Raw genomic sequence first — 14,538 nt, 5'->3', positions numbered from 1 at the left:
CCCAGGAGAGGGCCGGGGAGGGTTGACGCGCCCGCGACGGACGGTATATCGGTGACAACGGTGAGTTCTTCGCACCGAACGCCCCCCTGACTCCCCCCGACGTAGGAGCCGCATGATCGTCATCGGTGTGTCCTCCGGTACCTCGGCCGACGGTATCGACGTCGCCGCCGCCCGGCTCGAACTGGACGGTGAGCTGGTCCGACTGACCCCGCTGGGCCACCTCACCCGCCCCTACTCGACCGCCCTGCGGTGGCAGATCCGCGCGGCACTGCCACCGGCGACCACCACGCTGGAGACGGTGTGCCAGGTCGACGCCCGCATCGGCCAGGAGTTCGGCGCGGCGGCGACGGAGGCCATGCGGACCTTCTGCGGCGGTCGTGCCGACCTCGTCGTCTCCCACGGACAGACGCTCTTCCACTGGGTCACCGGATCCACCGTGCACGGCACCCTCCAAATGGGTCAGCCCGCCTGGATCGCCGAGGCCACCGGGCTTCCCGTGGTATCCGACCTGCGCTCCTCGGACGTCGCCGCGGGCGGCCAGGGCGCACCGCTGGCCGCCGTCATGGACACCCTGTTGCTGGGCGACCGGAACGAACCCACCGCGGCGCTCAACCTCGGCGGCATCGCCAACGTGACCGTGGTGCGCGAGGGCGCGCCGCCCCTGGCCTTCGACACCGGGCCCGCCAACGCCCTGCTCGACGCCGCGATGCGCCTGGTCAGCGACGGAGAACGCGACCTGGACGTCGACGGCGCGCTCGCACGTACCGGCACCCCCGACCCGGAACTACTGGACCACCTGCTCGCCGAGCCCTACTTCCGGTTGGACCCGCCCAAGAGCACCGGGCTGGAGCTGTTCGGCCCCGATTACCTGGAGGAGTCGTTGCGCGAGGCGGGCCGCCCCGACGACGGGGACCTGCTCGCCACACTGGTCGAGCTCACCGCGACCACCGTCGCCGACGCCCTGCGCCCGCACGGGGTGACGGAGGTGATCGCCTCCGGTGGCGGCACCCGAAACCCCGTACTGGTGGAGTGTCTGGCCGCCCACCTGAAGCCGGCGCGGCTCACCTTCAGCGATGCGATCGGGGTGGACGGGGACGCCAAGGAGGCGTACCTTTTCGCGCTGATCGGTTTCCTGAGTTGGCACGGGATCCCCGGGGTGGTCCCCGGATGTACGGGAGCCCACCGCTCGACCGTGGCGGGCCGTTTCACACCGGGCGCCGAGCCCCTGCGCCTTCCCGAACCCGCCGCGCGGGTACCCGCGCGTCTTCGGATCGAGGCCGCTCGGGGCTGACCCGGACGACCGTGGCCCACCCGTATCCGTTCCGCAGACCCTCCGGAGGAACCGCCCGGTGCAGACCATCGACATCGTCGTCATCATCGTCTACCTGCTGTGTTCGGCCTGGTTGGGCCTGAAACTGTCCGGTCGCCAACGCGACGTCAAGGACTACTTCATCGGCAACCGCGAGCTGCCCTGGTGGGCAGTGTGCCTCTCGGTGGTGGCCACCGAGACCAGCGCGCTCACCGTGATCAGCGTTCCCGGGGTCGCCTACCTGGGCGACGTCACCTTCCTCCAGGTCGCCGTGGGCTACCTGCTCGGTCGGATCGTGGTCGCCTTCCTGCTGCTGCCCCGGTACTACCGGGGTGAGATGACCACCGCCTACGCCTACCTGGGGCTGCGCTTCGGTCGGGGCATGCAGGCCACCGCCTCGGTCACCTTCCTCTTCACCCGGTTGCTCGCCGACGGGGTGCGCTTGTTCGCCGCGGCCATTCCGATGAAGATCATCCTGGACTCGATCGGCCTGGAGGTCTCCTACTTCGCGATCGTCGCGATCATGGGGGTGGTGACCATCCTGTACACCCTGGTGGGCGGCATCCGCGCGGTGGTCTGGGTGGACGTCCTCCAGATGGGGCTGTACTGCGTCGGTGGTGTGGTGGCCTTGGTCGTCATCGCGACCAGCCTCGACGTGAACTTCCTGGCGGTCGCGGCGGAGGAGGGCAAGACCCGGTTCCTGGACTTCACCTCGAACCCGATCTCCGCCCCCTACGCCACGGTCACCGCGGTACTGGGCGGGGCCCTGCTCTCCACCGCCTCCCACGGCGCCGACCAGCTCATCGTGCAGCGGCTCCTGGGGTGCCGCACACTGCGCGACGCGCAGAAGGCCGTGATCGTCAGCGGCGTGGTGGTGTTCGTCCAGTTCGCGCTGTTCCTCACCGTGGGGTTGGCGCTGTACTCCTACTTCGAGCGCGCCACCGTGGAGCAGTTGGGGATGAGCACCTCCGACGAACTGTTCCCGGTGTTCATCGCCGAGGGACTGCCCGCGGGATTGTCGGGGCTGCTCCTGGCCGGGATCATGGCGGCCGCGATGAGCACCCTGTCATCGTCGCTGTCGGCGCTGTCGTCCTCGACCATGGCCGACCTGTACGAGAAGTTCTCCCGTCGCCGGTTGGAAGGCGAGCAGGCGCTGCGCATGAGCCGTCTGTTCACCCTGGGCTGGGGTCTGGTGTTCATCGGTGCGGCCGCCATGTTCACCGGTACCGACAACCCGGTGGTGGAACTGGGGTTGTCCGTCGCCAGCATCACCTACGGCGGGCTGTTGGGCGCGTTCTTCCTGGGGTTGTGGGTGCGGCGGGCCAGGCAGATCGACGCCGCCATCGCCTTCGCGGTGGCCGTGGCGACGATGGCCTGGCTGTTCCTGTTCGAGCCGGGGCTGGTGGGCTTCACCTGGTACACCGCGATCGGGTCCGCCATCACGCTGGGGTTGGGGTACCTGCTGTCGCGACGCCACCGCGAGGACTCCCCCACCGCCGATGCCGATGCCGACCCCTCCCCCGCCACGCGTCACTGAACATGAACGGGTGAGGCGGTCGGCCCCGGCCGCCTCACCCGTACTCGGTGCCGCCCTTGCGGGTCAGATAGGCGTCGGAGACGAACTTGGCGATCGTCCGCCCCACCAGCACCTCGGAGAACCGTTCGCGGGCCGGTCGGGCCACCAGGCCCTCACGGATGTTGAGCGCCTTCCCGCTCCAGGTCTCCTTGCCGTCGGCCGCCTCGAACAGCGCCTTCTCGTCGTAGGGCCCCTCGTACAGCACGGGTACCGCGGGCAGGCCCACCTCGGCGAGCACCTCGCGCAGATCGGCGGCGTCCACCCAGACCCGTTTTCCGTCCACGTCCAGGGCGATGTCGAACACCGCGTAGCCGGGCCGGTCGGTGCGGGTGTTCTCGCCGTACTTCAGGTCTTGGACCCCGGCGCCGAACACCTCACCGAACACGCCCACCCGGCGGGCGCCGAACCGATGGGCCAGCGCACGCGCGGCCTCACCGACCGCGTGGGCGCGCACCGCCCTCCAGTACAGGTTCCTGTCGTCGGCGACCAGAGCGAGATTCTTGCCGCCCTGCCCCTTGGAGGACACGAACTCCTCCTCGGTGTCGACCACCAGCGTGTACAGGCAGGCCGAGCCGTGGAGCTTCTCGGTGGCCACGACCGGTTCCCCCGGGGTGAAGGTGTCGGGATAGCGCTTGACGTTCTCGATCTCGATCCAGCGCAGGAGGTCCGGTGCGGCCACGAACTCACCGTCCATGTGGGTGGGCACCTCCGGCACCCACTTGGTCACGCCGAGGTCGTCGGCGAAGTCGGTGCCGGCCTCGTGCTCGGCGGCCAGGTCCCGGCCCGCCAGCTTCGCGGGACGGCAGACGATGCCCTGGGAGATCTCCCCGCGCAGCCGCAGGGGCTTGACACGGTCGGCTTTGGAACCGGCGAGACGGCCGGTCAGTCCGAGCTCCTCGATGAGGTCCTCGGGCAGGATGGCCTGTTCCGGGATGTAGACCGCCCACTCACCCGTCCGGTAGGCGCCTTTGGGCACGACGGCGTGGAACAAGCCGACCTTGGCGAGTTCCAGGGCGTCGGCGTTGGGGTGCGCAAGGATCGTGAGTCGCTCGGCGCTCACCCGAAGGGTGGACATGCTCGAACCTCCTGGGGGGGGTGATCTTCGTGTCCGGGGCACTATCGCCGAACCGGAACCGGGTTCACAATGAGTTTTGCGCCGTCGGGGCGGGGACTCGCAGGAGGAGCGCGGTGACGTTGTCTTGTCCGCCGGCGGACAGGGCGTGGTCGACCAGGGCCCGCGCCCCGGGCAACGGGTCGACCGTCCGCATGACGTCGCGCAGGGCGTCCGCGTCGGACAGGTAGCGGGTCAGCCCGTCGGTGCTCAGCAGCAGCACCCCGGGCTCGCTCGGGCACAGGCTGCGCGTATGCGGTTCGGGGAGGTCGGCGTCGGCGCCCAGCCAGGCGGAGATCGCCCCGGAGTCGGCGGTGTCGTCACGAGTGAGCGGTAGGCCGAGTCCGTGTTCGGGAAGCCAGTGGGCGCGACTGTCGCCGATCCACGTCACCCACAGTCCCGAGGGCCCGACCACGCCCGCGACGTAGGTGCAGGCCGGGGCGGTGGGTTCGGGTCCGGCCAGCGCGGTGACCGCCCTCCCCGCGATGCGGACGGAGTCGGTCAAGGCGGTCTCGGGTACTTCGTTGGCGGTCAGGCGTTCGGCCAGGGCCCGCGCGCCGACGGTCGCCGCGAGCCGGGCCGCGCGTTCGGGTCTGGGGGACATGGACACCCCGTCGCAGACGACCCCGATCCGCCAGGGGCCCGCTTCGGTCAGGGCCAGGGCGTCGGCGTTGACCCGGCGTCGATGCCCCCGATCGGTGACCCCCGCGCCTCCCTCGATGGTGAGCTCCCCGTGGGCGTGGAAGTCCTCCTGGTCGGCGCCGCAGTCCCAACAGTGTCCGTCGGGGGCGACGGTGCCGCCGCATTCGGCGCATCCGGGCTCTTGGTCCATCCGGGGATCATCGCAGTCCCGGGCCGACCCGGCCAGGTCGGACCTCTAGAGTGGAGGGTCGACGTGGCGGGGTCGGACGATCCCGCCCTCACGAGTCCCCCCGCGGGGACGAACCGGAACGGATCTCCTTGTACCTGACCAACATCCGCCTCGACCCCTACCGCGCCACCGGAATGCAGGAGTGGACGGTGATGGGCAAGGCCGTGCGCAGCTCCGTCGACCCCGCCCCCGACCCCGAGTCCAAGGCCCGGGTGCTGTGGGCGCGGCTGGCCCCGGACATGTTGTTGGTCAGCTCCGACACCGCCCCGGCCTGGGGCAAGCTGCCCGGCGCGATCACGGCCACGTTCCACCCGATGCCCCTGCACGAGGCGGGCGAGAGGATCGAGTGGGAGCTGATCACGGCCCCCACGGAGCGACGCGGCGAGGACGGCAAGAGCGGCAAGCGCGTCCCCGTCCCCGAGTCCGGGTTCGAGGCGTGGCTGGAGCAGCGGTTGGAGGGGGTCATGGAGGTGACGTCCGTGGGGTGGAAGCGACTGGGCGGCAGGCCGGCCCGATTCCACTTCGACGGGATCGCCACGGTGGTGGACGGCGAGCGACTGCGTGAGTTGTCGCTGCGAGGGATCGGCGCGGGGTTGCAGACCGGGGCCGGCCTGTTGCTCACCCAAGAGGCGTAAAAATCGGGAACGGACGTTCCCCCACCGAAGCACGCGTTTCGACCGTGGCAAATGCCGACATCGGCATCACAAATACCCCATACGCCGCATACAACTCATTCGCACCAACCTGGCGTAGGAGTGTTGCATTCAGGGGTCAAATCATGAAGGTTTTCTTCTAAGCCCGAGCTGACCGTCGCACAGGGACACCCGGAACGGACCCACCAGGACCTTTCGGACCCTGCCCGCACGACAGAAAGCCGCAAAGGAGCAACCTTGGCGTACTCGCACCGGAACCGCCCCACGGCGCGCACCGGACCAACCACGGTTCCGATCCCCCATACCGCAGCACGCACCGCACTGTTCGCCGGCGCCCTGACCGCCGCTCTCACCGCGGCCTTCCTGCACGCGCCCCAGGCCGCGGCGGAACCCGCCCCGGAGGGGCAGAACGCCTGTGAGACCGACCCCGAGGCGCCGCCCAAGCGCCAGATGCGCGCCGAGTGGATCGCCGGCGTGGAAAACATCGACTGGCCCTCCGAACAAGGGCTGAGCGCCGATGAGCAGAAGGCCGAGCTGGACGGCCTCTACGACGAGGCCGTCGACAACGGGCTCAACTCGGTGTTCGTCCAGATCAGACCCACCGCCGACGCCTTCTGGCCCTCACCCCACGAACCATGGTCGGAATGGCTGACCGGCGAGCAGGGCGGCGACCCCGGGTACGACCCGCTGGAATACGCGGTCGAGGAAGCGCACTCCCGCAACCTCGAATTCCACGCCTGGTACAACCCCTACCGGGTCGCCATGCACGACGACCCGTCGCAGCTGGTCGAGGACCACCCGGCCCGCCAGAACCCGGACTGGGTCTTCGACTACAACGGTCAGCTCTACTACAACCCCGGGATTCCCGAGGCGCGCGAGTTCGTGATCGAGGCGATGATGGACTCGGTGGAGAACTACGATCTCGACGGCGTGCACTTCGACGACTACTTCTACCCCTACCCGGCCGAGGGGGAGGAGATCCCGGACGAGGACACGTTCGCCGAGCACGGCGGCGACTTCGACGACATCGAGGACTGGCGGCGCGACAACGTCGACACCATGGTCCGGGAGATGAGCGAGGCCGTGAACGCCACCAAGCCGCACGTGAAGTTCGGCATCAGCCCGTTCGGGATCTGGCGCAACTCCTCCACCGACCCCGAGGGCTCCGAGACCAGCGGTTCGCAGTCCTACGACGACCAGTTCGCCGACAGCCGCAAGTGGGTCACCGAGGGCTGGCTCGACTACATCAACCCGCAGGTCTACTGGGAGATCGGGCTTCCCGTGGCCGACTACGCGGCGCTCGTCCCCTGGTGGGAGGAGGTCGCCGCGAGCACCGACACCCACCTGTACATCGGGCAGGCCGCCTACAAGGTCGGCAACGAGGGCGCTTGGGAGGACCCGAACGAACTCTCCTCGCACTTGGACTTCAACCGCGATCACGCGGGGGTGCACGGTGACGTGTACTTCAGCGCGAACTCGCTGCGCACCAACGCCCAGGAGGCCATGGACGTCCTGGTGTCGGACCACTACTCCAGCCCGGCGCTGATCCCGGTCAAGGAGGACCTGGGCGGGACCGCTCCCGCGCCGCCGGAGGCGAGCACGACCGACGACGGCGCGCTGGAGATCGCGTCGGGCTCGGGTGAGGCTCCCGCCTACTACGCGGTGTACGGCTTCGATGGGGAACCCGCCCCGGACCAGGGCGAGTGCGGCATCGAGGACCCGCGCAACATGCTGGGCACGGTGCGCGCCGACGAGGACGGGGCCGCGACCTTCGACGTCTCCGACGGTTCGGACACCACGTACCACGTGACCGCGCTGGACCGTCTGCACCACGAGAGCCCGGCGAGCGAGCCGGTCCACCTTCCCTAGGAACCGCTTGAAGAGCGCATGAGGGGCCCGGAGGTTCTGACCGCCGGGCCCCTCGTGTTCGGTCGAGGGTCTTCTCCATAAGCAACAGCCCTGTCATGGTTGACGGATGACCTCCCCCACACTCGGCACCAACCTCCGCCGGCTCGTCACCACCCTGGACGGAGCCGTCGATCGCGCCTACGAGGCCGACGGTCTCGCCTTCCGAGCCGCCTTCACCCCCGTGACCAGGGCGCTTCTTCGTCACCTGTCCCTGTCCGTGGGCGGCCTCGCCCGGGAGACCGGCATGACGCGTTCGGCCACCAGCCAGACCGTCGCCCAGATGCGCCGACTCGACCTCCTCGTCCCGGCCGACAGTCAGGACGGTCGGGAACGGCGGGTGCGGCTGAGCCCGTTCTGCCTGGAACAACTGCCCGCCGTCGAACGTCGGTGGCGATTCACCGCCGAGGCCGCCTCTGGGTTGAACCGGGAGCTGGGAACCGACTTGAACGGGACCGTCTCCGCCGCGCTGGACGTCCTGGACCGGCGCCCCTTCCTACCGCAGGACTCCGGCGAGGCCGACGCGGAGGGGATTGACACGGAGGGGGTCGACACGCCCGCCCTGGTGGACGAGGTGGCGGACCTGGTCGAGAGGAACTACGTCCACCCGGAGATCGCGTCGCGGGCCGCGGCCGGGCTCCGTGGCCTCGCCCTCGGCGGAGCACGTTCGCTACCCGCCGTGGCGGCCGCCCTCACCGAGGTGCTGCGCCCGTACGACGGCCACTTCCGGGTGGTGCCCACCGCCGAGATCCGCCGCCGGGACCACCGTTCACGGGCCCGGGTGGACGACGTGGGGTTCGATGTCACCGAGAGGGAGGGTGTGCTCGTGGTGGACGTCGCCGAGTTCACGCACCTGGCCCCCGGAACGGAGGCGGGGCGACGGCTGACCGGGCTCGCCCGGGAACGGCTGCGACCCCTGGCCGACGCCGAGGCCGTCGTGTTCGACCTGCGGGGCACCCCGGGAGGCTCGCCGAGCATGGTGGAGTTCCTGGTCGACCACCTGGTGCCCGACACCCCGGTCGAGGTGGTCTCCTTCCACCCGCGCGACGGCGAGGTGTGGCGGTCGTGGACCCCGGCGGACCCGGAGAACACCCGGCGCCCGGACGTACCGGTGTACGTACTGGTGGACGCGGGCACGGCCTCCGCCGCGGAGAGCTTCGCGCTGGCCCTGCGCACGCTGGGACGTGCCGTCCTGGTGGGGCACCGGACCGCCGGCGCGGCCAACCCCGGAGACTACTTCGCCGCCTCGTCTGGTCTGAGCGTGTTCGTCTCCACCGGAGCCCCCAGGGACCCGCGCAGCGGGGAGGGCTGGGAGGGAACGGGTTTGGCACCCGATCTGGTCTGCCACGCGCCCCTGGCCTTGGACCACGCACTGAGACACCTGCGCGGACACCGCTGATCCCATACCCCGGTGGGGTACGGGTAGGGTGATGCCCATGTCGAGATCCGAACGGCGACAGCAGGGCACGGGACGCGCGTGGGCGCGCGTCCTGGCGCTGGTCGCGCTGGTGTTCGGACTCGGAGCCATGCACACGCTGGGACACGTCCAACACGAGGCCCACGCCGCCGCGGGCCCGGCGGCCGCCCATGACGTGATGGGGAACGCCGTGGCGGAACCCTCCTCGGACCTGCCCGAACTCGATCCCACCTCGCTCTGTCTGACAGTCGGGGCCTTCGTCGTCTCCCTGCTCGGGGTGGCCACCGTCGCGTTCCACCGATGGCCGGGTGGGCCGATCCCTCCCACGGGGCCGACGCGTCGACCGTTCCCGCTCTTCCCACCGGCTCCCGACGATCCCTCTCCGGTCCGCTTACGGGTGCTGCGCGTCTAGATGCCCGCGGACGCCGACCCCGTCGGCCTATCCGCTCGCCACGCGTGTACCAGCGAACCCGGAAGACGAGGAACCGATGACCTTCGACAAGCGTGCCCTGAACCACCGTGCCCTGGCCGTGGCCTTGACCACCGTCCTGTTCACCACCTCCTGCGGCGAAGCCGCGACGGAGACCGGCACCTCGGAGAGCCAGGGGCAGGCCACCGAACACACCGACGCGGACGTGCACTTCGCGCAGATGATGATCCCGCACCACGAGCAGGCCGTGGAGATGTCCGACCTCGCCGACACCCGTGCCGGTGACGAGGTCCGGCCCCTGGCCGAACAGATCCGGTCCGCCCAGGGGCCGGAGATCGAACAGATGGAAACGCTCCTGGACGGCTGGGGCGCCGAGGTCGACCACGGCATGGACCACGCCGAGATGGACGGAATGCTCTCCGAGGAACAGATGGCCGAGTTGGAGTCCGCCGAGGGGGAGGAATTCGACGCCCTGTTCCTGGACCTCATGATCCTGCACCACGAGGGCGCCGTCACGATGGCCCGGACCCAGCTCGACGAGGGAGTGGACCCCGAGGCCCGGGAGTTGTCCCAGGAGATCATCGACGCTCAGGAGGAGGAGATCGCGCACATGAACGACCTGCTCGGCGATGAGGTCCACCCCGATACCCGGTGACCAGTCGGGCCGGCTGCCAGAATCGGGGCGTGCGAGAATACGTCACCGTCCGGCGCCGGCCCGAGGTCCGGCTGTTCTGCGCTTCGCTCGGTCCTGCCCAAGGTGTTCCACTGCTGGTGGTGCATGGTGGCCCGGACTGGGACCACAGCTACCTGCGACATCCCCTGGACGGGCTCGAACGCCCGGTGTACCTGCCCGACCTGCGTGGTTGCGGGCGCTCCACCCGCGGATTGGGCCCGGGCGGGTACAGCTTCGCGTCGGCCGCCGAGGACCTGCTGCTCCTGGCCGACGGGTTCGGTTGGGACCGCTTCGACCTGTTGGGGTTCTCCACCGGCGGACAGATCGCCCAACGGGTGCTCCTGTCCGCACCCGAGCGGATACGTCGGACGGTGGTGGCGTCGAGCACCCTGTGGCCGGTCACCGACGACGACTTCGGGTCATGGCCCGAACGTGATGCCCGCCGCGCCGAGGAGTCCCGGGCCTGGGCGGAGTCGACCGCGACCGGCACGGAGCCGGTGAGAACCGCGGCGGTGGCAGGGGCACGGGCCAACGTGTACCGGCCGGACCGGATCCCCGACTACCTGGATCTGTTGTCGGGGATCCGATGGTCGGCGGAGTGGGCGAACGTGTGGCGGTCCGGACTGTTGGACTCCCCCAGACCGGAGAACGGACCCGAGCGGCTGCGGCGGCTGGGCGCGCCCATACTCTTCCTGCACGGGCGTCAGGACATGGTCTTCCCCGCGTCCTTCGCCGAGCGGGCGGCGGAGGTGTTGCCCGGAGCGCGGGCGGTGGTGTTGGAAGAGGCGGGGCACATGGCGCACGTGGACCGGCCCGAGGCGTGGTTGCGAGAGTTGTCGGCCTTCCTCGCCGGAGATTGTCAGTCGGCGGTGGCCGGGATGACGCTGCCCTCGTAGGTCTCCTCGATGAAGCGCACGGTCTCCGGGGAGGTCAACAGTTCGGCCAGCGTCTCGATACGCGGGTCGTCGGTGTTGTCGGAGCGGGAGGCGAGGATGTTCACGTACGGGCTTCCGTCGAACTCTTCGAGCAGGATCGAGTCGTTCTCGAAGTCCAGCCCGGCTTCCTGCGCGTAGTTGTTGTTGACGATCGCGGCGTCGACGTCGTCCAGTGAACGGGGCAGCTGAGCGGCCTCCACCTCACGGAAGTCCAGGTCGCGCGGGTTCTCCTCGATGTCGGAGAGGCTGAAGGTGGCCTCGTCGACGCCTTCGGCCAGGGTGATGAGTCCGCCTTCCTCCAGCAGTTCGAGCGCCCGGAACTCGTTGGTGGGATCGTTGGGCAGCGCGACCTCGGAACCCTCGGCCAGGTCGGCGATGTCGTCCACGGCCTTGGAGTACAGACCCAGCGGCGGCAGGTAGATCTGCTCGACCGCGACGAGGTCGGTGTCGTTGCCCTCGTTGTACTCCAGCAGGAACGGCTCGTGCTGGTAGAGGTTGACGTCGAGTTGGCCCTCGGCGAGCGCGGTGTTGGGCGCGATGTAGTCGGAGTATTCGTGGATCTCCAGGGAGAGACCCGCTCCGGTGGCGAGTTCGGACTCGACGAACCGGAGGATGTCGCCGGCCGGGACGGCGGTGGCGCCCACGACGAGGGGATCCTCGCCCTCGGCGGCCTCCGTGTTGTTCTCGGAGGGGGCGCCGCAGGCACTCACCGCCAGCAGGGCCAGGGCGGTGGGTACGGCGAAGAGAGCGCGGCGCATGGGAGTCCTTCGAGTGTGACGTGTGCGGACGGAACCGGACAAGAGTTCCGAATTCCTACTATTATGGTATTAAATAGGCGCAAGTTCGAGAAGTCCAGCGCCAGTGACCAAGTGCACACACCCTGACCACCCCGGATTCGAATACCCACCGTGTTCACCGGAGCAGGACCCCAACCTCCTCCGGCGAACTTCGGGAGGCGCCCGTCCGGCGTTTCGGGGAGGACCGAAACCGCACACGGGACGCGGATTCGGGCGTTCTCCCGACCCGTGGCGACCTCGGGCACCACCCTCCCCCATCGCCCCTGCGACCCCTTACCGTCTACTTACCGCGAGTGAGGACACTTGCCGTTGACGGCAACAGGACGGGGCGCCCCCGGGGATGGAACGATGACGATGCTCGCTGACGTGTTCGAGTGGTTCAAGGGATTGTTCGGCGACACCGCCGGCGAGTTGGTGGACGGGGTGAGTGGCGCCGTGGACGAGGCCGGGACGGCCGCCGAGGGCTTGGGGGACGGCGCCGTCGGCGAGTTCGCCCAGGACAGCGGCCTGGACACGGTGGCGCAGGAGGCCCAGGAGGGCGTCATGGGAGAAGCGACCGAGACCGCCCAGGGGTTCCAGGATCAGGCCGAGACCCTGGGTGGAATCGCCGAGGACCCGATGGGCGCCGCCACCGACGGGATCCACGACCGGATCACCGGCGAGAACTGACACTCCCGCCCTCGCCCGTCCTGCCGATACTCGGCGCGCGGGAGCGACTTTCGGACCTCGATCCGCGTAGCATCTTGATCACTAATAGTGATCACGGGTCGTCGACCAGTCAGGGAGCTCCGATGAAGTCGCCCGTCAGACCGCATCAGATGGTTCTGCGCCTCGCCACGGGCGCCTCCATCCTCAACTCCGGGCTGAGCAAGCGCGGGGCCGACGAGGACACCGCGATGGGGGTGCACGGCATGGCGGTCGGCACCTACCCCTTCCTCGACAAGGTCGACCCGATCAGCTTCACCCGGGCGTTGTCGGCCGGGGAGATCGCCCTGGGCACCGCCCTCCTCTTCCCCCTGGTCCCCAACAAACTGGCCGGAGCCGGACTGAGCGCATTCGCCGCGGGTCTGCTCGGCCTATACCTGCGCACACCGGGCATGCACAAACCCCGCAGCCTGGCCCCGACCCAGGAGGGTCTGGGCCTGTCCAAGGACCTCTGGCTGCTCGGCGCGGGACTGTCCCTGGTGCTTGAGAGCTGCGAGCGCAAGCGCTGACCTCCCAGCTTGCGACGGGCCCCGGGACGAAAATCGATCGTTCCGGGGCCCGTCGACATGTAGCGTGCGCACCCGAGCCGACCCCCACCGACGCCGCCGCGCCCTTCCGGAGAGGACCCCCATGAACGTCACCGTCGCGCGACCGATCACCGCCCCCGCCTCGCGGCCGGTCCTTCGGTAGTACCTTTCACCGCCGGCGGGTCCGTGTGACCCGACGCGCGCACCACCGAGAACCCTCCGCCGAGGCGGGCCGGGTGGCCTCGTGCCGCCTCGCCCCGCGCCGATCGGCGCCTTCGTCATGCCCTCAGGAGAGTTCTCCCGTGTCCGCTTTCCGTGCGCGTCGGACCGACGCCGCCGCCCCCGGCGGTTCCGGCCGGCTCGGTCCCGACTTCGTTCGTCTCTGGTGGTCCTCGGCCGCCACCAACCTGGGCGACGGCGCCCTGCTGGCGGCGGGACCGCTGCTGGTGGCCTCCCTCACCGGCTCCGCCACAGTGGTCGCCGGCGCGAGCGCCGTGCAGCTACTGCCGGCCCTGCTGTTCTCGTTGACCTCGGGCGCCCTGGTCGACCGGTTCCCCCGCCGAACGGTCCTGCTCGCCGCGAACCTGGTGCGTGCGTCGGTCCTGGCGCTGTTCGCCGTGGCTCTGGTGTTCGGTGCCCCGCCGTTGTGGCTGTTGTTCGTCGTGCTGTTCGCCGTCGGGACGAGCGAGACCCTCGCCGACAGCGCGTACGGCGCGCTGCTGGTGTCGGTGGTACCCCGTTCGCTGCTCGGCCGGGCCAACGCGCGCCTGGCCTTGACCTTCTCGGTCAACAACCAGCTGGCCGGCCCACCCCTGGGCGCCCTGTTGTTCGGCTCGGGGTGGGCGCTGCCGTACGGGTTGAAGTCCCTCCTCTGCCTGGCCGCCGTGGTGTTGGTCGCGCGGATCGCCGCCGTCCCGGCGGATGAGGGCGTCCGGAGCCGAGCACCGCGCACCACCCTGCGGACCGAGGTCCGAGAGGGCCTCGATCACGTGCGCCGCGGGCCCCTCCTGCGCACGCTGTGCGTCTGCGTCCTGGTGATGAACCTGACCGGGGTGGGCGCCTTCGCCCTCTGGGTGTTGTACGCCCAAGAGCGGTTGGGGCTCGGCGAATTCGGGTTCGGGCTGTTCCTCGCGGCGGGCGCGGTGGGCGGCGTGGTCGGTTCCCGTGTCTTCGAGTGGCTGGAACCCAGGGTGGGCCTGGCGGCGCTGTTGCGCTGGGGCCTGGTGGTGGAGGCGTTGACGTACGCGGCCCTGGCATCGACGACGAACGCGGTGGTGGCGGGCGCCGTGATGGCGGTGTTCGGGGTGCACACGATGGTGTGGGGCACCGCCGCGGTGACCTCGCGCCAGCGAGCCACCCCGGACGCCCTGTTGGGACGAGTCAGCGGGGTGTACCGGCTCGCAGACCTGGGCGGTGCGGCGTTGGGGGCGCTCGTGGGCGGCGTGGTCGCCGAACAGGTCGGCCTGTTGGTCCCGTTCTGGTCCGCCGCGGTGGGCGTGAGCGTCCTGGCTCTGGTGGCGTGGCGTCCCCTGGGTGCGGCGGATCGGACCTGAACCCGAACCCTCGGCAGCACCGTGTGCTCGTCCGGCGACTCCCGGTTATTACTGAACAGTCATAAATCAACCATTC

General features: G+C 69.8%; 14 protein-coding genes. 11 read left to right on the top strand and 3 right to left on the bottom strand.

The window, feature by feature from the left end:
* Window positions 1-112: 112 nt before the first annotated feature.
* Both BQ8420_RS15870 and BQ8420_RS15865 read left to right on the top strand, forming a co-directional pair.
* Window positions 113-1,291, top strand: coding sequence for an anhydro-N-acetylmuramic acid kinase (locus tag BQ8420_RS15870; RefSeq protein ID WP_087099872.1), 1,179 nt, complete (start codon window positions 113-115; stop codon window positions 1,289-1,291).
* A 58-nt stretch (window positions 1,292-1,349) separates the two neighbouring features.
* Window positions 1,350-2,846: a sodium:solute symporter gene (locus tag BQ8420_RS15865; RefSeq protein WP_087099870.1), complete on the top strand. Its 1,497-nt coding sequence runs from the start codon at window positions 1,350-1,352 to the stop codon at window positions 2,844-2,846.
* A gap of 34 nt (window positions 2,847-2,880) precedes the next feature.
* Here the strand turns inward: BQ8420_RS15865 and BQ8420_RS15860 are convergent, their stop codons facing one another.
* Together BQ8420_RS15860 and BQ8420_RS15855 are read right to left on the bottom strand one after the other, a co-directional pair.
* Window positions 2,881-3,960 carry an RNA ligase (ATP) gene (locus BQ8420_RS15860; protein ID WP_087099868.1) on the bottom strand — a complete coding sequence of 360 codons (1,080 nt, stop codon included), beginning with the start codon at window positions 3,958-3,960 and terminating at the stop codon, window positions 2,881-2,883.
* Between the two features lie 64 nt (window positions 3,961-4,024).
* Complete coding sequence (locus BQ8420_RS15855) at window positions 4,025-4,828, bottom strand: PP2C family serine/threonine-protein phosphatase (protein ID WP_087099866.1); 804 nt, start codon at window positions 4,826-4,828, stop codon at window positions 4,025-4,027.
* A 128-nt stretch (window positions 4,829-4,956) separates the two neighbouring features.
* Here BQ8420_RS15855 and BQ8420_RS15850 point away from each other — a divergent pair, with 128 nt between their 5' ends.
* From BQ8420_RS15850 to BQ8420_RS15825, 6 genes are all read left to right on the top strand, one after another.
* Window positions 4,957-5,502 carry a type I-E CRISPR-associated protein Cas6/Cse3/CasE gene (locus BQ8420_RS15850; RefSeq protein ID WP_087099940.1) on the top strand — a complete coding sequence of 182 codons (546 nt, stop codon included), beginning with the start codon at window positions 4,957-4,959 and terminating at the stop codon, window positions 5,500-5,502.
* A gap of 255 nt (window positions 5,503-5,757) precedes the next feature.
* The gene (locus tag BQ8420_RS15845) at window positions 5,758-7,389 is read left to right on the top strand and encodes a family 10 glycosylhydrolase (protein WP_087099864.1); all 1,632 of its coding nucleotides are present in this window, start codon (window positions 5,758-5,760) and stop codon (window positions 7,387-7,389) included.
* A gap of 106 nt (window positions 7,390-7,495) precedes the next feature.
* The gene (locus BQ8420_RS15840; RefSeq protein WP_087099863.1) at window positions 7,496-8,824 is read left to right on the top strand and encodes a S41 family peptidase; all 1,329 of its coding nucleotides are present in this window, start codon (window positions 7,496-7,498) and stop codon (window positions 8,822-8,824) included.
* A gap of 37 nt (window positions 8,825-8,861) precedes the next feature.
* Window positions 8,862-9,254, top strand: coding sequence for a hypothetical protein (locus tag BQ8420_RS15835; protein ID WP_087099860.1), 393 nt, complete (start codon window positions 8,862-8,864; stop codon window positions 9,252-9,254).
* A 76-nt stretch (window positions 9,255-9,330) separates the two neighbouring features.
* Window positions 9,331-9,927 carry a DUF305 domain-containing protein gene (locus BQ8420_RS15830; RefSeq protein ID WP_087099858.1) on the top strand — a complete coding sequence of 199 codons (597 nt, stop codon included), beginning with the start codon at window positions 9,331-9,333 and terminating at the stop codon, window positions 9,925-9,927.
* Window positions 9,928-9,956: 29 nt separating this feature from the next.
* The gene (locus BQ8420_RS15825) at window positions 9,957-10,841 is read left to right on the top strand and encodes an alpha/beta fold hydrolase (RefSeq protein ID WP_087099939.1); all 885 of its coding nucleotides are present in this window, start codon (window positions 9,957-9,959) and stop codon (window positions 10,839-10,841) included.
* Here BQ8420_RS15825 and BQ8420_RS15820 read toward each other — a convergent pair.
* Window positions 10,805-11,638 carry a MetQ/NlpA family ABC transporter substrate-binding protein gene (locus BQ8420_RS15820; protein WP_087099856.1) on the bottom strand — a complete coding sequence of 278 codons (834 nt, stop codon included), beginning with the start codon at window positions 11,636-11,638 and terminating at the stop codon, window positions 10,805-10,807. The two genes, BQ8420_RS15825 and BQ8420_RS15820, sit on opposite strands and share 37 nt — an antisense overlap.
* Window positions 11,639-12,025: 387 nt before the next feature.
* Between BQ8420_RS15820 and BQ8420_RS15815 the strand changes: the two genes are divergently transcribed.
* From BQ8420_RS15815 to BQ8420_RS15805, 3 genes are all read left to right on the top strand, one after another.
* The gene (locus BQ8420_RS15815) at window positions 12,026-12,346 is read left to right on the top strand and encodes a hypothetical protein (protein ID WP_235006252.1); all 321 of its coding nucleotides are present in this window, start codon (window positions 12,026-12,028) and stop codon (window positions 12,344-12,346) included.
* A gap of 122 nt (window positions 12,347-12,468) precedes the next feature.
* Complete coding sequence (locus tag BQ8420_RS15810; RefSeq protein ID WP_087099851.1) at window positions 12,469-12,891, top strand: hypothetical protein; 423 nt, start codon at window positions 12,469-12,471, stop codon at window positions 12,889-12,891.
* 320 nt (window positions 12,892-13,211) lie between these two features.
* Window positions 13,212-14,462: an MFS transporter gene (locus tag BQ8420_RS15805; protein ID WP_087099849.1), complete on the top strand. Its 1,251-nt coding sequence runs from the start codon at window positions 13,212-13,214 to the stop codon at window positions 14,460-14,462.
* Window positions 14,463-14,538: the final 76 nt, after the last annotated feature.

Source organism: Nocardiopsis sp. JB363 (assembly GCF_900143625.1).
Classification (GTDB): Bacteria; Actinomycetota; Actinomycetes; order Streptosporangiales; family Streptosporangiaceae; genus Nocardiopsis.
The sequence above is the reverse complement of the archived record's forward strand: the minus strand, read 5'-3'. Positions and strand labels throughout refer to the sequence as shown.

Coding starts and splice junctions, on each gene's coding strand:
- BQ8420_RS15870 (WP_087099872.1), top strand. CDS start 113: ATGATCGTCATCGGTGTGTCCTCCGGTACCTCGGCCGACGGTATCGAC.
- BQ8420_RS15860 (WP_087099868.1), bottom strand. CDS start 3,960: ATGTCCACCCTTCGGGTGAGCGCCGAGCGACTCACGATCCTTGCGCAC.
- BQ8420_RS15855 (WP_087099866.1), bottom strand. CDS start 4,828: ATGGACCAAGAGCCCGGATGCGCCGAATGCGGCGGCACCGTCGCCCCC.
- BQ8420_RS15840 (WP_087099863.1), top strand. CDS start 7,496: ATGACCTCCCCCACACTCGGCACCAACCTCCGCCGGCTCGTCACCACC.
- BQ8420_RS15835 (WP_087099860.1), top strand. CDS start 8,862: ATGTCGAGATCCGAACGGCGACAGCAGGGCACGGGACGCGCGTGGGCG.
- BQ8420_RS15830 (WP_087099858.1), top strand. CDS start 9,331: ATGACCTTCGACAAGCGTGCCCTGAACCACCGTGCCCTGGCCGTGGCC.
- BQ8420_RS15820 (WP_087099856.1), bottom strand. CDS start 11,638: ATGCGCCGCGCTCTCTTCGCCGTACCCACCGCCCTGGCCCTGCTGGCG.
- BQ8420_RS15815 (WP_235006252.1), top strand. CDS start 12,026: ATGACGATGCTCGCTGACGTGTTCGAGTGGTTCAAGGGATTGTTCGGC.
- BQ8420_RS15810 (WP_087099851.1), top strand. CDS start 12,469: ATGAAGTCGCCCGTCAGACCGCATCAGATGGTTCTGCGCCTCGCCACG.